Genomic DNA, 20502 nt, shown 5'->3' with positions numbered 1-20502 from the left:
GTACGGCTCAGCTCGTGACGACGCTCACTCCAGTTCCGGGATCGCGGCCAGGTTGAGGACGTCGTAGTCGTCGCCCGGCTTCGCCTCCCAGAAGAAGACCTGGGTGGGCGACGACGAGGCGCCCTGCCCGTACGAGCCCGACTTCCCGTCCGGGCTGGGCGCCGTGATCCCGCCCGCCTTCCCTGTGGCGAGGTCGTAGATCATGCTCGTCGTGTCCCGGTACACCTCGACGAAGCGGCCGCCGTAGACCTCCGGCTCGGTCATGGTCCCCGGCACACGGCTCAGGTCCCGACCGTCGACGCGTACGGCGACGGCTCCCCCGCCCTGGCGGCCGACGCACCACTCCGTGGAGCAGCGCAGACCGGTGACGTCCGGCAGCGGGATCATGTTCTGGCGCACGCCGGTGCGCAGGTCGGCAAGCACGTTCTGGTTGGTGTCCGGCAGCCCCGTCTCGATGTCGCTCGCCGCCGGAACGTTGCGGGCCCACGGCCACGACGCCAGCCACAACCCCTCCGTTTCCGACATCTTCTCCGGCTTGCCGCCGCCGATCGGCATGCGGTACACGCCGCCGGCCTCGGGCGACCAGACGACGTGGTCCGCGCTCACCCCGAAGCGGTCGATCCCCGCGAGCTCGCCGGTCACCTCGCCGACCCGGATCGGATCCCCGCCCTGGCGGGGGGCCACCCAGAAGTCCACCCAGCTCCGCGGCTCTTTCGGCCTCCTGCCGTACCACGCGATGTAGTCCTCGCCCACCTCCACGCCCCCTTGGACGTATCCGTCGGCTTCGGGAACCAACGTGACGAGGGTCCGGCTCCGGCCCGTCTTCATGTCGTAGACGTCGAACCGGTTCGGCTCCTCGAACGACGGCCCGGCGGTGAGGAGGATCTCGGTGGGTCCGAGCGCGGTGACCGGCCGATAGCCGAGTCCGTCCGCGGACGTCTTCGGGAGCGACGCGACCGCCTCCGGCCACACCGTCCGCGCGTCCCGGACCCTCGCGTCCCGGACCTGCTCGTCGGCGGCGCCGGCCGTCCGCTCCGCCGTACCGGGCGTCACCGACCCCGCGCTCTGCCCGGGAACGTCGGTACGGTGGCCGACTCGGACGACGGCGATGGCCCCCGACGCGACGGCCATGACACCGATCACGACCAGGGCCACCCGGCCGCGCGTCCCGAGTCCACGGCGCCGGGCGCGAGCGTCGCCGAGGCCGGCCGGTCCAAGCGGGTCCTGCTCCGTTCCCACACGTCCTCCATCACGATCGCTCTGCGGTCATCATCGGTGTCGGGGCGAAGGTCATCGGGGCGAGGCCGAGGGCGGCGAGCGCGTCCGCCGTGGCGAGCAGCGCCTCCTGGTCGCCGTCGAGCAGGGCTTCGGCTCGCTCCACGATGGCATCGGCGACCGGGTTGCTGAGATGGGCCCCGACCAGATCCAGCACCTCGGCTTCCCGAGGCGAGATCTCCACTTCTGCCACCACTGCCCCAGTTTGCCGCACCCCCTCCGCGTTCTCTTCCGTGGTGGCCACCATGCGATCCGTGCCGTCGATCCGTGGGCGGTTCCGTGGTCGCCACGGATGTGGAGTGGGCAGGTCGGAAGCGAAGCTGTGCACACCTACACAGCGAGTCGATACGACCCACCACTACAGGAGTGACCATGACCGGCTCTTCCACTCAGGGAATCAAGACCGTGCTGCACCCCGTCGTGACCGCCGCGGGGGCCACCGTGAAGGAGGCCGCGCACGAGGTCGGCGGCGGCCGCCTGGTGGCCACCGTCATCGACCCCGATGGCAACGTCCTCGGGCTGATCCAGGACCGCTGAGCGTCGGCCTGCCCCTATCCGCCGAGTACCGGCCCCCGACAAGACGACGAACCCCTCGCGCAAAGGACCTGCCATGACCTCCTTCGAATCTGTCACCCTGGAAGTCCCCGACTCCGCGGCCGCGGACGCCTTCTACAAAGCCTTCGGTTTGGACGCTTATGTGAACGTACGCGCCTCGGACGCGCCGACGACCGGCTTCCGTGGGTTCGCGCTGTCACTCGTGGTGTCCCAGCCGGGCAACGTCGACGCGGTCATCAGCGCCGCCCTCGACGCCGGCGCCACGACGCTGAAGCCGGCCACGAAGGGTTTCTGGGGCTACGGCGGCGTCGTACGCGCCCCGGACGGGACGATCTGCAAGGTCGCGACCTCGAAGAAGAAGGACACTGGCCCTGCCACCCGGCACATCGACCAGGTCGCGCTCCTCCTGGGAGTGGAGGACGTCAAGGCGAGCAAGCGGTTCTATGTCGACCGCGGCCTGGCCGTGGCCAAGAGCTTCGGCGGCAAGTATGTCGAGTTCGACGCTCCGTCGTCGGCCGTCACGCTGGCGCTCTACCCGCGCCGCGCCCTCGCCAAGGACACCGGCGTCTCCCAGGAGGGCGCGGGATCGCACCGGATCGTGATCGGCGGCGGTGCGGGGCCCTTCACCGACCCGGACGGGTTCGTCTGGGAGACCGCATCCGTCTGATGCAGGCGGCGGTGCGACCTCGACAGCATCATCACGCAGGTGCGGGCCGGTGCCGCCAACGGCGTTCGCAACCGCGCGGGGACTCAACAAGCCGGCGGTGGATCTCCGGGCATGCGTCATGCCGCGGAGATCCACGGGTCGACCGCTACCTGCGGCGCGTCACCGCTTCCTGCAGCTCGGTCACCAGGTCGCCGGGCGGAAGGGTGCCGGCGAACCTTGCCGGTCCCGGCGCTATCGGCGGCTGAACAGGGCCATCCGGCTGATCATGGCCTCGGCGGCGAAGTGGTAGCAGAGCGTGACGCAGCCCAGAACCTCGCGGGGCGTGGCGAAGGTGGCGGCGAGCGTCTTGTCGGCGATCCTGCGCACGCCGGGGATCTGCGCCCCCATCTCGGCAGCGGGCGTGCTCGGCATGTCGATCTCCAGCTCGAGGGTCTCGGGCAGCTGGAGCGGCGCCAGCTCCCCGGCCCCCCGTACGGTCTCCGCCGCCGCCTCCCGGATGAGCCGCCTGGCCTCGGTCGGGGAGAGGCTGTCCGCGGCGGTGTGCCCGTGCGCGATCTTGACGGCGACCGTGCGCACGCCGGGGAAGGCCTTCTCCGCGACGCCGCAGATGACGTCGTCGCCGGTGAGCAACCCCACCGGGACGCCGACCGCGGCGGCCTGCAACGCGTTGACCTCGGCCTCCGACACCTGCCGGCCGTTCAGTCGTACCTCGTAGAAGTGCGAGGAGTAAGTGTGGGCGAGCACGCCGGGCGAGCCGGCGGCGGCGTGGTAGCCGAGGAACATGGCCACGTCGTGCTCGGCCGAGATGCCTTCGGCCATGCAGTCCAGCTTGGGACTGCCGAAGATCAGCCGGGCCCGCGGGTCGAGTTCGTCGTGCAGCAGGTTGTCCATGGTGCCGTGGCTGTCGTTGATCAGCACGCTGTCGGCTCCGGCCTCGAACGCGCCCTCGATGGCGGCGTTGGCCTCGGCGGTCATCAGCCGCTGCGATCGCGGATACCCATGGCCGCCGCGGACGATCTGGTCCATGGTGGCGATGCCGCCCACGCCCTCCATGTCGATGGAGATGTAGACCCGCACTGGCTACTCCTTGCCTCGTCCTTGGCCGTCGTTCACAGGGTGTCACCCCGGAGGGACGGCAGGCTTTGGCGTCGAGACCGAAGCTGAGTGCCCGCCTTGGGTGTCCCGCACAGCCCGGGGGCAGCATCCTCGGCGGGCGGCGGCCGCCACACCCGTGGGGTGCTTCCCCCGACCCGACCGGCCCGGCACCGTGGAGCCCAGCCCGCAGCAGCACCCAGACGATCGGCCGACAACCCCGCGAGGACGCACCCATGGACTTCGGCACCTGGCCCCACCTGCTCGTCGTCGATGTGGAGGGCAACGGGGCCACCCCGCCCGACCTCGTCGAGGTCGCCGCCGTCCCCATCGCCGCCGGACGGCCGGTTCCGGAGTCGGCATGCCGCACCCTGGTCCGGCCGCCCCGGCCCATCACCCGGTTCGCCACCCGCGTCCACCGCATCACCAACCAGGACGTGGCGGGCGCCCCCTCTTGGGAGGAGGTCGCCCCCGCCGTCCACGCGCACCTCCGGCACACGTGGATCGCCGCTCACAACGCCGGCGCCGACTACAACGTGCTGCGCCGCCACCTACCCGGCTGGAAGCCCGCGGGGGTCATCGACACCCTGCGCCTGGCCCGCGCCACCTATCCGGCCGCCCCGCGGTACACGCTGGACGCCTTGCTCGCCTACGCCGCCATCCCGCTGACCGGCGTCGACGGCCGGCGCCACCGGGCGGGATTCGACGCGCACGCCACCGCGCTGCTCCTGCTCGACCTCGCCCGCCACTACCCCTCGTGGGACGCCCTCACCGCGGCGGCCGTCCCGCCGGGCCTCGCCTCTCCACGCCACGAGGAACCAACCTTGTGGTGACACTCTCGCGATAGCTGCCCGAGCGCTACCGGCCCGCGCGCCCAAAGCGCCATACCGTACCGTATGGTATGTCCGAAGCAGGACGAAAGCGACGGGACGTGCACATGGCGCGCAGGCAGGACTGGCTTGAGGCGGGGCTCACGGTGCTGAGCGAGAAGGGGGCGCCCGCGCTGACGATCGAGCGGCTTTGCGGACGGCTCGATCTCACGAAGGGCTCCTTCTACCACCACTTCACGGGCATGGCGGGGTTCAAGACGGGGCTTCTCGCGCACTTCGCGGCGGAGTACACCACCCGCTACATCGACCAGGTGGAACGTTCGGGCGGCTCTCCCCTCGCCAGGCTGGAGCGCCTCCTCACCCTGGTCCTGGCCGAAGAGGACGAACGCTCCCGTGTGGAGATCGCCGTACGGGCCTGGGCGGCGCAGGACGGCGAGGTCCGGGCCACGCAGGAACGCGTGGACGCTCTGCGCCTGGACTACCTGCGGTCGTTGTGGCGGGAGGCCGGCGGCGCCGAGGCCGACGCCGTACCCATGGCGCGCCTGCTCTACCTGGTGCTGATCGGCGCGGGTCAGGTGGTCCCGCCGATGGCGGCGGGCGACCTGCGCGAGGTGTACGAGCTGACCATGCGCCTGGCACCGGCCAGCGGGACGAGAAACCGCGGCCGGGCGGCGGGCGCCGCGGCGACGCCGGAGGCGGACTCGTGAGCGGTCTGCCTCGTGGCCAGTCACCGGCTCCGCTGCGGAGGTTCGGCCTGCCCCGGTTCGCCGGGGTGCGCCCGGAGGTGCCTGCCCGGCCGGTGCTGTCGGTGTCGGGCGTGGTACGAAGGCCGATCCAGATCGACCTCGCCGAGTTACTCGCCCTACCGGGCCGCCGGGAGCAGGTCGGCGACCTGCACTGCGTGACGACCTGGAGCGCGACCGGTCTGCGCTGGGGCGGCGTCCCGTTCAGGGCGGTGCACGAGGCGCTCGCGGCACGGGTGCGTCCGCATCCGAGGTGCGCCTGGGTGACCTTCACGGGGCTGGACGGCTACCGGAGCTGTCTGGCGCTGGCCGACGCGCTCGCCGAGGACGTCCTGCTCGCGGACACTCTCGACGGGGTGCCGTTGACCGGGGATCAGGGCGCTCCGGCGCGTCTGGTCGCTCCCGCGCACTACGGCTACAAAAGCGTCCGGCATGTGTGCGCGGTGGAGTACCGGCTGAGCTACGACCCCGGATCGGCGGGCCCGCTGGGCCACCGCAGGGGCCGGGTCGAGAGGGAGGAACGCAGCGCGCTGCTCCCGGGCTGGATCTGGCGGCGGGTCTGGCGCGGGCTCGTCCCCCGCGTGCGCCGCCGTTACGACGGCGACGTCTCCGACCGGGGATCCGCCGGCGTCTGACTCTCGTCGAATCCGGTCGACGATCGCCATCCTCACCCGCGGTGGTCCCCCCGTGGCGGCAAAAGGGTGGTTTCGGGGTCCCCGGTGTAGACGACGCGCCGGTACCACTCGTTCGACAGCATCTGGGCACGGGCCCGCTCCGGCAGCGTGGTCAGCAGAGTCATCGACGCGCCGCGCTCGACCTCGGACTCGTGCGCCTGCATCGCCGCCCATTTGCGGTCGGCCCAGGGTGTCACGTCGAGGTGGGTGGTGACCTGGTCGTCAGGGACGCCCGGCAGCGTCTGTCCCGGATCGGGGGCGGCTCCGAAGACCTCCTGCCAGTGAGACACGACAACGGAGCGCGGGATGGTCGCCAGGTAGAGAGCGCGTGGTCGCCAGGGGGCGCCGGCGTCGGGGTAGAGCTGGTCGTAACCAGCCGCTTCGACCGCGGCCATCGTGACCCGGTGCGCGTGGATGTGGTCGGGGTGCCCGTAGCTTCCGTACCCGTCGAAGGTGAGCACGACATCGGGTCGGACATCCCTGATGTGTTCGACCAGTCGTCCCACCGCCTCGTCGAGCGGCACGTCCAGGAAGCGCGGGCTGCCAGGTGCGGACTCGGGCTTGTGCGCGTCGGCGTAGCCCAGCAGCCTCGGCTTGTCGGCGCCGAGGATGGCGAGGGAGCGCTCCAGCTCATCGGCCCGGCGGGTGCCCTCCGCCCAGGTGCAGGTCACAACCGCGGTTCTGGCACCCTCGTCGGCGTACCTGGCCAGGGTCCCGCCTGTCCAGATCGCCTCGTCGTCCGGGTGGGCATGCACGCACAGCAAACCGAAGTCCACTACGGTCTCCTCATCACCAATGGCCGCCGATCGCAGCGCCGGCAACCCATTGCCTGTTGATGATCCACAGTGCCAGAGCCACCGGGTTGCCGCGGCGGATCCTGTTGCCCTGCCGCTCTTTTCGCCATCGGCGCGCGGTGATGGTGCCGGCCTCGGACGGTGGGAACCGTGTTCCGGTGATTGCCCGGCTGGTGCAGGCTGACGAGGACACCGTGCGGGATGTGATCCACCGGTTCAACGAGATCGGACGCCCCGTCGCCGCCGCAGCCTGATCAAACGACCCCGGCGGAGAACGTCAGATCCTCGCACTACGGGCGATGCGGTACAGCACGTTCGGACGCAGTGGCCCTTCGGGCTCGGTGGGGTCGTCGAAGTCGTCGGCCGGGTCCCGGGTCATGCCGATCCGGCGCATCACCGCCTGGGAACGAAGGTTGGTGGCCGTTGTGACAGCGAGGATCTCAGGAAGCTCAAGAGTGTCAAAGCCGTGGGCCAGGACTGTCAGCGCAGCCTCGGTAGCGTAGCCCTGGCCCCAGGCCGAGCGGGCGAGCCGCCAGCCGATCTCCACTCCTGTGAACGGCATGTAGTCGTCCACTTCATCCAAGCCGGCGAAGCCGATGAACTCGCCCGTGGCCTCCACCTCAACCGCCCACCACCCGTAGCCTCGCTGGTCGAACTCGGCCTGAAATTGCGACACGGAGGCATCGCTCTGTTCGCGGGTAAGCAGGTCGCCCAAGTGCTCCCGGACCTCGGGATCGGCATTCATCGCCGCCCACGGTTCAAGGTCGGAGTCACGCCATCGGCGCAAGATGAGGCGATCGGTACGCAGTTCGGCCATGCCGCCCAGCCAACATGAGCTCTGGCCCCGAGGCAATCGCTTTTCTTCGTGACACCGCCACCTGGAAACGCAGGTCGCTCCCAGGGTGAACGAAGCGACCACCGACCCGGCGAACCTGTGCGGTCAGAGCACTGGACGAATGGGTTTGCGTGGCCCAGCGCCTCGGGACGGGCGGGTCCGACTCGACCCGCGTGGCGCCGGCCACCACGCGACACTTCTTCAAGCTGTTCCTGATTGTGACCGGCGCATTCTCCGGAAATCATGCGGAGAGAATCGCGCGGACGGCCATTTCCGTGCGGCGATGAATTAACGACGCGGGTCTGTCAGTGCGACCAGACCGTGCTCGGTTGAACGAGCGTCACCGATGCGCTTTCTTCCTCCTCGGCCCCTCGCCGACGAGGACGCCGCAGGGAGTGCCCTCGCCGGGCCTGTCCAGTTCGGCCTGACGAACGGCCTGCATAGCTCCGGTTGATCATTCCGATCCGCACGGATGAGAACGTTTGGCGAGACAGGTGGTTATCAATACGTGGGCGAGGCCATCGTCCCGCCCAGAACGGCGCGGAACCGCGGTGACGCATCGGAGCCCCGAATTCTGTTTCCGAAAAGAGGTAATCAGCCCCAATCGACCCCTTTGCCTGTTACGGGTGTCCGGCCCGGCGTGGCGCGCTCTACCGTGAGGACAGGTCAACCCGCCGTTTCGGCGTCATCCCGGGCGACCGATTCGACGCTCCGTCAATCAGTAGTGACTGAGACCAGGCCGAGCATCCAGCAGGTCCGGTGTCACGTGAGACACAGCCCCGCGCATGAGCGGGAGCGTGGAACCATCACCACCACACGGAGTGATCTTCATGCTCAGACAAGCTCTCGCCGCCGGCGTCATGGTGGCTTCCGCCCTCACCGTACCGATGGCCATCTCCGCCCAGCCCGCGAACGCGTCCGTCGCCCCCTCTGCGATCGCCGCGTCGAACGTCACGGGCTCCGTAATCAGCTGCTGGTCAGAAAAGGGCTGCGGGACCCGGCACTACCGTCATACGAAGACGCGGGCCGTCCGCAAGGTGATCGTCCAGGAGCGCCTCTACGTCGAGAAGCCGAAGTACCGCAGGACCTACGTCAAGGAAGTCCGCGTCGCGAAGCACCCGCGGATGCACCGGGCGTACGTCAAGGAAGTCCGCGTCACCCAGCCCCGGATGCACCGGGCCTACGTCGAGAAAGTCCGCGTCACCAAGCACCCGCGCATGCGACGCGCATACGTCGAACGCCCGATGTACGTCCACCGCCCCACACTCCACAAGGCCTACGTCGAGAAAGTCCGCGTCACCCAGCCCCGGATGCACCGGGCCTACGTCAAGGAAGTCCGCGTCACCAAGCACCCGCGCATGCGACGCGCATACGTCGAACGCCCGATGTACGTCCACCGCCCCACACTCCACAAGGCCTACGTCAAGGAAGTCCGCGTCACCCAGCCCCGCATGCACCGGGCCTACGTCGAGAAAGTGCGCGTCACCCAGCCCCGGATGCACCGGGCCTACGTCAAGGAAGTGCGCGTCACCAAGCACCCGCGCATGCGACGCGCGTTCATCGAGCGCACGACATACGTCCAGCACGCCGTACCCCGCAAGCACGTCATGAAGCGGGCGCACAAGACCTGGTCGTGCAAGTAGTCCGCAGGTCAGAAGTGCCGGTGCCGCCTACGTGAATCCCGCCGGAAGTGCGGACGCCCGCTCACTCTCGCAGGAGGGTGAGCGGGCGTTTTCGGATGCCTCAGCTGTCGCGCCGGGTCTCCGCTTCGACCAGCCAGCTCGGTTTCGCGCGGCGCGGCGGCCGATACAGCCGCTTCACCGCGATCCCGCCGAACACCAGCGAGGCGAAGATGAACAGGGCCATGAGGGCGTCGATCGTCTCGTCCCCCGAGACCCAGGTGTAGGCGAACATGATCGCCCACATGGACATCATGATCGCACCGGGTAGCTGGGCGAAGGGCAGGTTGCGCCACTCCTTCGCGTTGTCCTCGTCGAAGTAGCGGGACGCCCAGGAGCTCTCCGGGCCGCTGCGGACGAACCGGACATGGTTGACGAACCCGATGATTGCCAGCAGGGCGGTGACGAGCACCGCCCACACCGGCGCGTGCGGGTAACCTACCGCCACGCTGATCTCATCCAAAGAGATGGTGCCATCCCTTCTTGATTCCGGACCCGATCGACTTGCCGACGCTGATCGCCGGGCCGCGCAGCTTGTCGTAGCCTGCGATCAACGTGTCGCCCGCCAGGCCGCCGACCAGGCCGCCGACGTAGGCACCCGCGGCTCCGCAGACGGCGGCGAGCACGACCCCGGGGCTGCAGGCGGCTGCCCCGATACTAGCCCCGGCGTAGGCGCCGCCGGCGACGGCCGCTCCACGGATCCCCGCCCGGACGGCCTTCTCGCCGGTGTTGATGTCCTTGCCCGAGTCGTTGTTCCACTGGGTGGCGGCGCCGTCGACGAAGGTCGCCGCCACGCCGAACCTGCCGAGCCACTTGCCGGCCTTGCCCAGCCGGCTACCCCACTTGATCCCGCGGGCTTCCACCCTGTTCGCCTTGGCGTCGTACCAGGAGCTCAAGCCCTTCCAGAGCCACTTGGTCAGCCAGTTGCCCTCCGGATAGCTGACGGATTTGAGCTTGTAGAGGCCGGCCATGACGCGGCCGCTTTCCTTGACGTTCTCCCCCCACGTGCCCAGGGCGTCGGCGGGGCCGCCGAGCCCGTACGCGAGCCAGCCGAGAGCGGTGAACTTGCGTGGGTCGACGCTGCTGAGCGCGTTGCTCTTCACTGTGGAGCCGAAGCTCGGGCTCTGACGATGCGGCGCGCTCCAGCCACCACCGCTGTGGCCGCCGCCACCGCCACCGCCACCGCCGTGGCCGCCACCGCCACCGCCGCGGCCGCCGCCACCGCTGGGTTTGCTGAGGAGGGCCAGCAGGAGCGCCAGCAGCGCCAGCAGGAGCGCCAACGGGTTGCCCCAGAACCTGCCGTCGGGGTCGCTGAAGGTGATCGGGTTGTTGTTGGCGTAGGCATACCCGTTCATCTGCTGCGGATCATGGTTGTCGATCACCGGGTCGACGCTGATGAACCTGCCGGTCGCCGGGTCGTACTCGCGCGCGCCCAGGTGGGTGAGCCCGGTCGATTCGTCGGCGCTGCCGCCGACGAAGCCCTTCTCTCCGGGCCAGGCCCCCGGTGGCGCGCCGCGCACCTGCCCGAACGGCTTGAAGCGCCGCTGGGTGACCTGCTGGGTGGTCGCGTTGATCGCCAGTTCGGCCGTGCCGTTCTGGTCGTCGGCCAGGAAGCTGACGCCCTTGGTGGTGCGCACCGCCACCGCGACGGTGTCGTGGGTGTAGTAGCGGGTGGCCTCGACCTTCGCGGTGGTCTTGTCCAGGCGCAGCTCCATGCCCGGCAGGTAGAGCGTGGTACCGGTCGGGTCGCGGCGGATCAGCCGGTTCCCGTCGGCGTCGTAGAGGAAGGAGGTGACCTTTCCGCCGTCGGTGACCTTGCTGAGGTGACCCTCGGTGTCCCATTCGAGCACCTGGTCGACCGCGCCGATCTTCCTTCTGTCGGTGTTGCCCACGTCGTCGTAGCCGTACTCCTCGACGCGGTTACCGGCGGCGCCGGTCTGGGTGACCGTGGCCAGGGCGTGCGGCCTGGGCTGCCCCGCCGCCGGGTAGCTGTAGTCCCGGACGGTGTCGGCGGCGCCGCCGAAACCGTGCTCGACCTCCTTGGTGCGGTTGCCCGTCACGTCGTAGGCGAAGGACTGCCAGTACGGTGCGACGCCGCCGATCGAGCCGGGGGTGGCCCCGCACGCGGCGGTGCCCTGCGTCCACGCCTCGGTCATCCTGCGCAGGTAGTCGTACTGGAAACACTGGGTGTCCGTGCCTCCCCGGGACACGTCGGAGATCATCGTGATGTTGCCGGCCGCGTCATAGGCGTATGTGGCGTCGCGGTCGACTCCGGCGATGTCCTCGCGGTCGACCCGTGAGGAATGCAGGCGCTGCGTGCCGTACTCGTAGGCGTACGTCAGCCACGTCTTCTTGCCGCCACTCGACAGCTCGTACTGCTCGGGCTTGCCGGTGAGGCTGTGGATCGAGGCCGTCACATACGGCGTGAGGCCCGAGGTGGTGGTGGGCCTGCGCAGCTCGTCGTAGGAGTAGACGACGGTCTCGGCGGGGAGCCCGCCCGCGGCGGGGTACGAGGCCGACTGGACGGTGCCGTCCAGTTTGTACTGCGAGTTGAACTCGTAGCTGCCCGCCAGGTCCCCCTCCACGGCCGGGACGGTCACCGTGGTCCGGATCGCCCGGTACAGGTTGTCGTAGGCGTTGACCGTGGTCGTGTAGGCCTGGCCGCCGACGAACCGTGTCGAGGTGGAAACCTGCCCCTTGCGTACGGTGTCGTAGGTCCAGGAGGCCTGGATCGGCCCGGTCTCGGAGCCCTCGCGGGTCGCGGTCTTGCGGCCGAGCGCGTCGTAGCTCGTGAAGATCTTCTTGCCGCGGGAGTCCGTGGTGGACGTCACGCGGTCCAGGTCGTCATAGGTGGTCTTCGTGGTGCCCTTGTCGGGATCGTCCACCTGGATCTCGCGGCCCCGCTGGTCGTAGACGTGGGTCCAGGTGTTGCCCGCCGCGTCCTTGATGGTCGCCAACCGGCCCGCGGGCGTGTAGGTGTAGGTGGTCGCGTCGTAGGCGCCGGTCGGTGAGTCGCCCCGATACTGGCGGATCTCGACGATCCGGTCCCGCGCGTCGGTCAGCGTGGTCACCGGGGTGTCGCCCTTCGGCGGGTCCACGGAGACCCGGCCGCCCGAGTAGGTGGTGACGGTGCGCCACTTCTCCTGGGTGTCGCCGTTCCCGATCAGGAACCGCTCCAGCGTGGCCCGGTTTCGGCCGTCGAACTCGTAGACCTTCTGCGACTCGACGTTGCCGTCGTACGCGCCGAACAGGGTCGTCGAGGGCGCTCCCGTCGAATAGTACTGTCCGTACTCGCGGCCGACGTTGCCACGGGAGTCGTAGAACTTGTCGGTGATCAGCCGCCCGCCCTTCGGGCCCGGTTCCTGCGTCTGGCGCAGGCGTAACCGCCCGTCGTAGAGCTCGTACGTGGGGGCGGTCTGGCCGCCGTCCGCGGTCAGCTTCCTGGTGCCGATGGCGATGATCTCCCCGTCGACGACCCGGTAGCTGAACTCCAGGTTGGGGGTCTGCTTGCCGGACTTGGATCTGTCCGGCATCCACACCTTGAGCAGCCTGCCGAGCGCGTCGTAATCCATGTCGGTGCGCTTGAGGTTGGCGTCCAGTTTGACGGTCTCGAACCCGAACGCCGGATCCTTGTCCACCACGGTCACGTGCGAGGTGGTCGCGTCGCCCGGCACGGTCGGCGGGCTCGTCGTGCGCACCTGGGTGGTCAGCCCCGCCGTGTCGGTGAACGCGGTGGTGGTCACGTTGCCGAGGGCGTCCTTGGTGGTCACCTCGCGGCCGAAGCCGTCGTAGGTCGAGATCTCCTTGGGCACGTAGGTGGCGGTGGTGCCGTTGTGGGACGCGATCCGTTCGGTCCTGGTGACGTCCCCCTTGGTCGGGGCCGCTCCGAACGCGCCGTTGTCGTAGAAGGTCCGCTCATCGTCGATGACCTGCTTGGACCGGTCAGGCGTGGCCGAGCAGGCGACCGCCACCGTCTCCACCCTGGACGGATATTTCAGCATCCACGCGGTGGTGTTCTGGGCGTAGGTGGTCCGGGTGCAGGTGTCGTCCGCGGTCGTGGACAGGTCGCCCTTGTCCTCGACCTGGGTGGGCAGGCCCGCCACGTTCTCGTGGCTCGTCACCGTCTCGGTCTCGCGCCATTTGCCGCCGTCCATCGCGGTCCATGTGTGGGTCTTGGCGACGTCGACGAGGTTGGCGGTGACGGTTCCCCAGCTCCTGGTCCGGCTGGCGGTCTGGTGGAACCAGGGCGTGTTGACGGTCTTGACCGCCGCCGTGCCGCCCGTGTCCTCGTACACGGTCTCCTTCAGCTGGAAGCCCTGTAACGGGTCCTGGTCGACGACGCTGCCGCCCTCGCCGTCCGAGATGGTGACCTTCTTGACGCCGCCGCTCGGGTTCAGGCGGTCGCCGTCCATGCCGCGCAGGAACAGCTTCTCGGTCTGGGAGCGCAGGTCGCCGATGCCGCCGGTCCGCACCCGGACCCGCCCGTAACCGCGCCACTGCGACCAGGTCTTGTACTTCTCCTTGGTCATCCCGTCATCGTCGTCGTAGTGCCAGGCGGCGCCGTCGAGGTACTCGTAGGTGGTCAACGCGTCCGGCGCCTTGCCGGTCCGGTCGCTCTGTATCACCTGGGCGACGACGTACTTGTGGAACCAGTCGAGTGTCGGGTTCTCGTATCCGGCCGGCGTCCATTTGACCGGGAAGCAGCGCTTGGTGTTGGTCTCCGGCGTCGGCAGCGAGCTCAGGGTGCAGTCGGCATCGGAGTAGTTGATGTCGATCTGCCCGCCCGACTCGTCATAGACCGCCCCGAGCCGGTACTTGATGAACGGCGCGATGTCGTCGCCCTGCTTGTCGACCCGGTTGGGGAGCTGGACATGGTTGAAGGTCACCGGCGGCAGCGCGACGGCGGGTGACGTGGCCTTGCCCGTGTGCGTGATGGACTTGAGCAGCAGGGCCTGGTCGATGTCGGCGTCGCCCCACAGGTGGTCGAGGTCCCAGGAGTCGACGTCCCGGTAGCCGCCGTCGGTCTTCACGACCTGCGTGGTGACCCTGGTCAGCCGCTTGCGCGACCAGAACGTGGGCGCCAGGGTGCCGTGCGTGCCCTTGCACTCGGCGCCGTCCTCGCAGTTCAGGTCGTAGGGGACGTCCGGCCACTTCGTCGGGTTGGCGGCGATCTTGCTGGGGTCGCAGTCGAACGAGCTGGTGGTCAGGCAGCGCTCCGACACGGTGAACGACACCCGGGCCGGCGCCTTGGCCGTGAACAGCGTGTCCGACCGCTGGCCGTACTCGATCCGGTCCAGCCAGCCCCCGCGCACGTACGGGGTGCCGTCCGCGGCCTTGAGGTTGCGGCCGTAGCGGTTTCGCTCCTGCGTGTAGAAGTAGGAGATCGCGTTGCCGTGCGGGTCGACGACGTAGTCGAGGTTCCACTGGTACGCCTGCTGGCACCAGGAGGTGGCGAAGGTGGAGCCGTGACAGGGTTCGCCGGCGTCGTTGCCGAAGACCGGGTGCGTCCAGGCGGAGGCGGTCTCCGGCTTGCCCGAGCTCCACCCGGGCAGCCGGTTCAGCCCGAAGAAGTACTGCACACCGTCCGGCGTGGTCAGCTTCCAGTACTCCCCGTCGTCGTCGCCGTTGGCCTTGCCGGTGTCCTTGAGCCGCTCGATCTTGGTGCCGTCGTCGTTCTTCATCCGCCAGGTGCCGTCGGACGCCTGGACCAGCTCGCCACCCCTGCCGTTCCAGCTGAGCACGGCGTTGTCGTAGGCCCAGCACTGGTCACCCGGCGGGGTGCCCCACTGGTCCTTGGGGGCGCCGTCGTCGGAGCAGGGTTTGTAGGCGCGCTTGATGTACCCGGGCCAGTAGTCGAATCCCTCGCCCACCCAGGACGGCTGGTTGTTGGTGTTGGACGTGCGGCCGTCGATGGAACCGGAGGAGTAGCCGATCTCCAGCTTGGGGGCCAGCTCGCCGGGGACGGGGGGCGTGCGCAGCGGGTAGACCCAGGAGAAGTCGCCCGACTGCTCGGCGACGCTCCAGGTGGCCGAGGGGGACAGCTTCGACGCCTTGTAGTCGCCCTTGTCGCTGGAGTCGCCCGATTCGGCGGCGAGCACGGTCGGCTCCGCCGCCGCGGCCTTCGCCGTGGCGTCCGCCACGATGTCGGCCGAGAGCGTCTCCTGCTCGGTGTTGTTGTGCGCCTCGACGGGCGTCGTCGTACGGCAGGCCGGGTCATCCGGGGTGGTCAGCGCGCAGGCGGGCAGCCTGACCAGGCGCAGGCGGCTTCCGTACGAGCCGCCGTAGGCGGCGGCGAACGATCCGTAGTCGAGCTGGACGCCGACGTCGCCGTCGGCGGTGACGGCGAAGACCACGCCGTCCACGCCCGCGCGCTTCGCGAGCGCCTGGTCGGCGACCTGGACCGTGGCGGTGGTGGCCGTCGACGCGGCGCGCGAGGTGGCCCGGGCAGGGGCCGCCACCTTGACCGGCAGGTCACCCGCCCTGGTCGGCTGGGTGCCGACCTTGGCCTCGGCCCGGCCGGCGGCGGGCCAGGCGGCGCTGGTCTTGGCCGGCCGGCCCGCCGGGTCGGGGGTGCGCGGCCGTCCCTTGACCGGCTCTCCCTTGACCACACGTTCCAGGCTGTCGACCTTGGGCCGTTCCTTGGGCGGCCCGGCCTGGGCCGATGCCTGCGGTGCCACCAGGCAGCCCGCGACGGTGATCAGCACCGTGGCCGCGGCGACTCGCCGTCTGAGACGGCGGTTGGCGAACCCCTTCATGCACAACCTCCCGCCCGGCCGCCTCGTCTGGGCGGCCGGGGGCTAGTTCGGAATTCGGAGTCGTGGGGATGTGATGAGGAAGGGAAGCCCGCTCAGGGGCCGGTCTCCGTGTCCAGCTCGGCTCCGCCGGCCAGCATCTGGATCTGCTCGTCGCTCGCGACGCCCTGGAAGGCCCAGACGTCGTCGATCACTCCTGGCCAGTACTCGCCCCAGACGCCGTCCGCCTTCGTCCGGCCGAGCTGCAGGCCCTTGGTCGCGTTGACGCCGACGACGTTGGACCGCCACGACACCTGGTCCTCGGTCTGCTCAAGCTCGCCGTTGACGTAGAGCCGCATCTGGTCCTGGAAGGCGTCGTAGACGATCGCGACGTGGTCCCACTCGAATCCGGCCTGGAAGGAGGAGTGTTCGGCCGTCGGCCGGTCTGCGCCGGTGGCGTCCTTGTCCGGCATCTCGATCTGGTAGCCGCCCCAGTTGTCCGGGTCGGCGGGGTCGGGCCGGTAGCGGAGGGTGAAGCCGCTGTTGACCGCCCCCTCCTGGCTGAAGACCGTCACGGCCTTGTTCGGGCGGCCGGCCGTGGTCACCCAGCCCGCGACGGTGAAGCTGTTGTCGGTGCGCACCACGGGGACCGCGGTGGCCGCGTAGTCGCCGTCGCCGTCGAGCACCAGGCCGCCGGGCGGGTTGCCGACCCAGCCCGCGCCCTGGTCGATCTTGGCGTTGCCGTTCAGGGTGACGTGCCGTCCGGCGGGGCCGTCGTCGGCCGCGATGGTGAGCGGGGCGCCGCCGGCCATCGTGGCGATCTCCGAGTCGGTGATGATCTGGTCGAAGATCCGTACGTCGTCGATGTCGCCGGGGAAGAAGGAGTCCAGCTTCCCGTACCAGCCGACGCCGAGCTGCACCGGGCCGTTGGCCTTCCACGGGGTGGTGAAGGCGGTGGTCGAGTTCAGCTTTCCGTTGACGTAGAGCCTGATCGTCTTGGCGGCCGCGTCGTAGATCCCCACCAGATGGGTCCAGACCCCGCCCTGCGGCACCGCGGTGGACTGGGCGCGGGTGATCGCGTTGTCCGCGGTGTCCGTGTTGTACCTGTTGAAGATCCACCGGTCGTAGCTGGAGGAGTAGTACAGCTCGAACCCGCTCTTGTTGGTGCCGATCTGGGTGGCGATGATCGACGCGTGTGTGGGTTTGGTCGCGGGCAGCTTCGCCCAGGCCGACACCGAGAAGCTCTTGGTGGTGTCGATCACCGAGCCGGTGGTCTTGGCGTATCCGGTCGTGCCGTCCAGGTGGGCGGCGGTGCCGACCTTGCCCGCGGCGCCGAAGGTGAGGCCGCCGACCTTGCCCGCCGGGTATGTCCCGTTGGCCTCCTCCGCGCGGGTGGCGCCCGCCGGCTCGTCGAGTTTCCAATACGCCTTGCTCTGGCGTACGGCGGACGCGGAATCGTTCAGCTTCCAGCGGGCCGCGACGACCGGGTGCTGGGTGAACAGGTTGCCGACCTCCTCCGGAGTGACGATCCTGTCGAAGATCCGCACGTCGTCCATCTCGCCGGAGAAGAAGGCGTCCAGCGCCCCGTACCAGCCGGCGCCGAGCTGCACCGGGCCGGTGGCGTTCCACGGGGTGGTGAACGCCGTGGTCGCCTGCAGCGTCCCGTTGACGTAGAGCCTGATCGTCTTGGCGACGGAGTCGTAGACGCCCACCAGGTGGGACCACTCCCCGCCCTGGGGCGCGGTCGTCGCGATGGCGCGGGTGATCGCGCTGTCGGCGGTGTCGGTGTTGTACCTGTTGAAGATCCACCGGTCGTAGCTGGAGGAGTAGTACAGCTCGAACCCGCTCTTGTTGGCGCCGATCTGGGTGGCGACGATCGCGGCGTGGTTGGGTTTGACCTCGGGCAGCCGCGCCCACGCCGACACGCTGAAGCTGCTCGTCGTGGTGACCACGGGCCCGGCCGTGATCGCGTAGCCGCTGCTGCCGTTGGCCTGCATCGCCGTCTTGACGACTCCGTCGACGCCGAGCGTGATGCCGCCGTTGACGGTGGCGGGGTAGGCGCCGGAGACGTCGGTGACCTTCGGAGAGCCCATGGGCTCGTCCAGCGGCCAGATGGCTTTGGCCTCGGATCCCGACTTGACCCTGAACGCGTAGCGGGCCGGCTCGCTGGCGTTGCCCGCCGGGTCGAACGCCTGCACGGTGATGTAGTTGAGACCCGCGTGCTCGGGCGCGATGTCGATCGTCACCGGCCCGCCCGCGGTGGACGGCTTACGCTCGTTCGCCTGGGTGGGGTTGCCGTTGATCCCGAACCAGTACTTGACGGCGTCGGGCGCGGGAGAGTCCGCGGTGAACCGGCCGTAGCGGCCCACGCCGTTGTACCACGGGTCGTCCGGGTTCTCCGGATCGGACTCCGGGTAGTCCGTCGAGGTCACCACGGGGGCGGGGGGCACCGTCTTGTCGTAGGTGAAGTAGCAGGCGGTCGCGGAGCCGCTCCAGCTCCACGGGCTGTACTGGTAGCCGTCCCAGGTGCGGACGTACCAGTCGATCGTCTTGTTCTCCGGAATCGTCGCCGGCATCTTCACCTGGAAGGTGGAACCCGACGTCTTCGGGCCGATCTTGCCGGACGTCCACTGGGTCTTGCCGTCCCAGTCGGCCGCGAACTCGGCGTAGACCTTGTTCGCGTCGGCGGAGTCGGGGTCGGTCAGCACCGCGTACAGCGTCGGCGGCACCCGGATCGCGGGCGCCGGAGAGTAGACGCACGTGCCGCCGGGATTCATCGACAGGTCGCTCTGCTTCGGCTGCGGCGGCGGGGTGTTGTAGTTGACCCGCAGGTAGGCGTCGTCGGCGAACCGCTTCCAGCCGGAGGCGGCGGTCTCGGATCCCGCCTTCAGCCCGAAGGTGGTGGTCGACCACTTGCTCGCGGCGGCGTCCTTCACCGCGGCGGTGGCGTTGAACTCGACGTCACCGCCGGGGCAACTGGACGACCAGCCCTTGGCCACGGTCTTGGAGTCCAGCTGCTTCTGCCAGTTGTCCTTCGTGGAGTTCCATGTCGATTTGTCGGTGAACGCCTTGGTCAGCCAGAGCTGGACGGCGCTGGCGGTGCACGAGTACGACCAGGTCTCCTTGGCGACGAAGTCGGCGGAGATGATGGTCTTGCCGGCGTACGCGCTGGTCGGCATCCGGTAGAAGATGCGCTTGACGTCCGAGGCCGCGCACTTCGGGTCGCCGGAGCACAGGCCCATGCCGGAGTCGGCCTTGCCGCCGAACTTGTAGTACGACGTGGTCGGGTAGGCCTTCGACACGTACGCCCAGGCCGTCGCCTTGACCGTCTTCCACACCGGGTCGATGTAGACGGGGAAGCGGGTGTCGGGGGCGTTCAGCAGTGCCGCGTCCGGCTGCAGGGTCAGGGTCTCCCCCTCGACGGCGGTCCGCAGGTCGGCCACCTTCGAGGTGTCGGCGGGTCCGTCCTCCAGCCCGCCCTGCGGCGTTCGCTGGGCGTCCAGCGTTCGCGCCGCGCTCTGGTCACCGGTCGCGCCGGAGTCCCACATGATCGCTTGGGGGGCCTCGAAGACCGCGCCGCCGCTCGCCTGGTCGACGGCCTCAAGGACGCCGCCCTCCTGCTGCGTCCGTACGGTCAGGCTGGAGCCGCCGAGGCCGAAGTTGAGCGCGCCCAGGCGCGCGGCCGCCTCCCGCGTCTTGACGACGAGCGTGTGGGAGAACCCGTCGGTGTCGGCTCTGACGATCAGGTCGACGTCGTCGAGGACCGACCGGTAGACGGCCGAGTCGCCCTGCAGTTCCGGCTCGGGCAGCCCGCCCGGCCAGGTGAGCGCCAGCTCGCGGCCGGCGCGGGTCATCCGTACCAGCGGGCCGTCACCACCACCGGACAGCGACAGATCGATCGTGGACGCCTTGGGCCCGATGGATCCATCGGGGTGCTTGACCAGCGTGGCGTCGGGAGTCACCCAGGAGCTGTCCTGCCGGACCCGGACCGGGCGCAGGTGCTCGACGCCGGTGAGGGTGCCATCGGGGTTGGCGAAGACTTCCCGCTCCTCCCCTCGCCTGGCGAGCACCTCGATCTGCCTGCCGGTCTCGCGAGCCAGCTTCTTCGCCGTCTCGTCCGTCGGCGCCGCCGTGTCGGGCTCGGCGGCGGCGTGCGCGACCGCCGCCACCGGGTTGACGTTCACAAAGGTCGACACGCCGACCGAGAGGGCGGCGGCCAGCATCACGGAAACTGTTTTTCGGAACACCGAGTACCCGCCTCATCAGGACAGGGGGTTGGGACAGACAGGGGCCGGGGCAGCAGAAAGGCCCCGTGTCCCCTGGGAGAGAAGGGGAGGAAACGATCAGCGATCTCAAGTAAGTACTTGCAAGAGCATGTTGTCAAGATCTTGCCGGCCGATCGTCAAGGATTTTCACCCCGGACCGAAAATGGACCGTGACATGATCAGTTCGCGCTGCCGGGATGCCCCCGAGGGGTACAGCAGCAGTGCCCGTGGGCCCACTCTGGCGCGCACTCCGTCCAGCCGACCGGGGCTGAACTTGGGCACAGTGGGGACCACAGCGACATCTCCCTTTTGGGCTGCCGCCCCGGCTCGGCCGGCCGCTACTGGTTTGCTCGACCGGTCCG

General features: G+C 69.4%; 15 protein-coding genes. 7 read left to right on the top strand and 8 right to left on the bottom strand.

The window, feature by feature from the left end:
- Positions 1 to 24: 24 nt before the first annotated feature.
- Together AWQ71_RS32275 and AWQ71_RS32270 are read right to left on the bottom strand one after the other, a co-directional pair.
- Positions 25 to 1239 carry a hypothetical protein gene (locus tag AWQ71_RS32275; protein WP_067140495.1) on the bottom strand — a complete coding sequence of 405 codons (1215 nt, stop codon included), beginning with the start codon at positions 1237 to 1239 and terminating at the stop codon, positions 25 to 27.
- 10 nt (positions 1240 to 1249) lie between these two features.
- Positions 1250 to 1471 (bottom strand): hypothetical protein, encoded by a 222-nt coding sequence (locus AWQ71_RS32270; RefSeq protein ID WP_157570710.1) that lies wholly within the window; start codon positions 1469 to 1471, stop codon positions 1250 to 1252.
- Between the two features lie 176 nt (positions 1472 to 1647).
- Between AWQ71_RS32270 and AWQ71_RS42860 the strand changes: the two genes are divergently transcribed.
- Positions 1648 to 1812, top strand: a complete 165-nt coding sequence (locus tag AWQ71_RS42860) for a VOC family protein (RefSeq protein ID WP_169806686.1) — start codon at positions 1648 to 1650, stop codon at positions 1810 to 1812.
- 73 nt (positions 1813 to 1885) lie between these two features.
- Positions 1886 to 2497: a VOC family protein gene (locus tag AWQ71_RS32265; protein WP_067140489.1), complete on the top strand. Its 612-nt coding sequence runs from the start codon at positions 1886 to 1888 to the stop codon at positions 2495 to 2497.
- Positions 2498 to 2728: 231 nt separating this feature from the next.
- On the opposite strand, the gene AWQ71_RS32260 is transcribed toward AWQ71_RS32265, so the two are convergent.
- On the bottom strand, positions 2729 to 3574 hold the full coding sequence (locus AWQ71_RS32260) for a M55 family metallopeptidase (RefSeq protein ID WP_067140486.1): 846 nt from the start codon (positions 3572 to 3574) through the stop codon (positions 2729 to 2731).
- A gap of 251 nt (positions 3575 to 3825) precedes the next feature.
- Here AWQ71_RS32260 and AWQ71_RS32255 point away from each other — a divergent pair, with 251 nt between their 5' ends.
- The 3 genes from AWQ71_RS32255 (at position 3826) to AWQ71_RS32245 (ending at position 5797) form a co-directional block, all read left to right on the top strand.
- Positions 3826 to 4422, top strand: coding sequence for a 3'-5' exonuclease (locus AWQ71_RS32255; RefSeq protein ID WP_067140484.1), 597 nt, complete (start codon positions 3826 to 3828; stop codon positions 4420 to 4422).
- A 104-nt stretch (positions 4423 to 4526) separates the two neighbouring features.
- Complete coding sequence (locus AWQ71_RS32250; RefSeq protein WP_067140481.1) at positions 4527 to 5126, top strand: TetR/AcrR family transcriptional regulator; 600 nt, start codon at positions 4527 to 4529, stop codon at positions 5124 to 5126.
- Positions 5123 to 5797: a molybdopterin-dependent oxidoreductase gene (locus AWQ71_RS32245; RefSeq protein WP_067140478.1), complete on the top strand. Its 675-nt coding sequence runs from the start codon at positions 5123 to 5125 to the stop codon at positions 5795 to 5797. The genes AWQ71_RS32250 and AWQ71_RS32245 overlap by 4 nt, the downstream gene beginning before the upstream one ends.
- 32 nt (positions 5798 to 5829) lie before the next feature.
- Here AWQ71_RS32245 and AWQ71_RS32240 read toward each other — a convergent pair whose 3' ends face one another.
- Positions 5830 to 6612, bottom strand: coding sequence for a PIG-L family deacetylase (locus tag AWQ71_RS32240; protein WP_067140475.1), 783 nt, complete (start codon positions 6610 to 6612; stop codon positions 5830 to 5832).
- Positions 6613 to 6671: 59 nt separating this feature from the next.
- Here AWQ71_RS32240 and AWQ71_RS44895 point away from each other — a divergent pair, with 59 nt between their 5' ends.
- Positions 6672 to 6884, top strand: coding sequence for a helix-turn-helix domain-containing protein (locus AWQ71_RS44895; protein WP_218002051.1), 213 nt, complete (start codon positions 6672 to 6674; stop codon positions 6882 to 6884).
- A 23-nt stretch (positions 6885 to 6907) separates the two neighbouring features.
- Here the strand turns inward: AWQ71_RS44895 and AWQ71_RS32235 are convergent, their stop codons facing one another.
- The gene (locus AWQ71_RS32235; RefSeq protein WP_067140472.1) at positions 6908 to 7447 is read right to left on the bottom strand and encodes a GNAT family N-acetyltransferase; all 540 of its coding nucleotides are present in this window, start codon (positions 7445 to 7447) and stop codon (positions 6908 to 6910) included.
- Between the two features lie 848 nt (positions 7448 to 8295).
- Here AWQ71_RS32235 and AWQ71_RS32230 point away from each other — a divergent pair.
- Positions 8296 to 9108: a hypothetical protein gene (locus tag AWQ71_RS32230; protein ID WP_157570709.1), complete on the top strand. Its 813-nt coding sequence runs from the start codon at positions 8296 to 8298 to the stop codon at positions 9106 to 9108.
- Between the two features lie 100 nt (positions 9109 to 9208).
- Here the strand turns inward: AWQ71_RS32230 and AWQ71_RS32225 are convergent, their stop codons facing one another.
- The 3 genes from AWQ71_RS32225 to AWQ71_RS32215 all read right to left on the bottom strand — a co-directional run bounded on the left by AWQ71_RS32225 (position 9209) and on the right by AWQ71_RS32215 (position 20098).
- On the bottom strand, positions 9209 to 9592 hold the full coding sequence (locus AWQ71_RS32225) for a hypothetical protein (RefSeq protein WP_157570708.1): 384 nt from the start codon (positions 9590 to 9592) through the stop codon (positions 9209 to 9211).
- 7 nt (positions 9593 to 9599) lie between these two features.
- Positions 9600 to 15899, bottom strand: coding sequence for an RHS repeat domain-containing protein (locus AWQ71_RS32220; protein WP_067140463.1), 6300 nt, complete (start codon positions 15897 to 15899; stop codon positions 9600 to 9602).
- Positions 15900 to 15991: 92 nt separating this feature from the next.
- The gene (locus AWQ71_RS32215; RefSeq protein WP_157570707.1) at positions 15992 to 20098 is read right to left on the bottom strand and encodes a LamG-like jellyroll fold domain-containing protein; all 4107 of its coding nucleotides are present in this window, start codon (positions 20096 to 20098) and stop codon (positions 15992 to 15994) included.
- Between the last annotated feature and the right edge of the window lie 404 nt (positions 20099 to 20502).

It is taken from the genome of Microtetraspora malaysiensis, assembly GCF_001528665.1.
Lineage (GTDB): Bacteria > Actinomycetota > Actinomycetes > Streptosporangiales > Streptosporangiaceae > Microtetraspora_A > Microtetraspora_A malaysiensis.
Note: the sequence above shows the minus strand (reverse complement) of the source record. Positions and strands in the feature narration are given on the sequence as shown.

Coding starts and splice junctions, on each gene's coding strand:
- AWQ71_RS42860 (WP_169806686.1), top strand. CDS start 1,648: ATGACCGGCTCTTCCACTCAGGGAATCAAGACCGTGCTGCACCCCGTC.
- AWQ71_RS32235 (WP_067140472.1), bottom strand. CDS start 7,447: ATGGCCGAACTGCGTACCGATCGCCTCATCTTGCGCCGATGGCGTGAC.
- AWQ71_RS32255 (WP_067140484.1), top strand. CDS start 3,826: ATGGACTTCGGCACCTGGCCCCACCTGCTCGTCGTCGATGTGGAGGGC.
- AWQ71_RS44895 (WP_218002051.1), top strand. CDS start 6,672: ATGATCCACAGTGCCAGAGCCACCGGGTTGCCGCGGCGGATCCTGTTG.
- AWQ71_RS32230 (WP_157570709.1), top strand. CDS start 8,296: ATGCTCAGACAAGCTCTCGCCGCCGGCGTCATGGTGGCTTCCGCCCTC.
- AWQ71_RS32215 (WP_157570707.1), bottom strand. CDS start 20,098: ATGCTGGCCGCCGCCCTCTCGGTCGGCGTGTCGACCTTTGTGAACGTC.
- AWQ71_RS32265 (WP_067140489.1), top strand. CDS start 1,886: ATGACCTCCTTCGAATCTGTCACCCTGGAAGTCCCCGACTCCGCGGCC.
- AWQ71_RS32250 (WP_067140481.1), top strand. CDS start 4,527: ATGGCGCGCAGGCAGGACTGGCTTGAGGCGGGGCTCACGGTGCTGAGC.
- AWQ71_RS32220 (WP_067140463.1), bottom strand. CDS start 15,899: ATGAAGGGGTTCGCCAACCGCCGTCTCAGACGGCGAGTCGCCGCGGCC.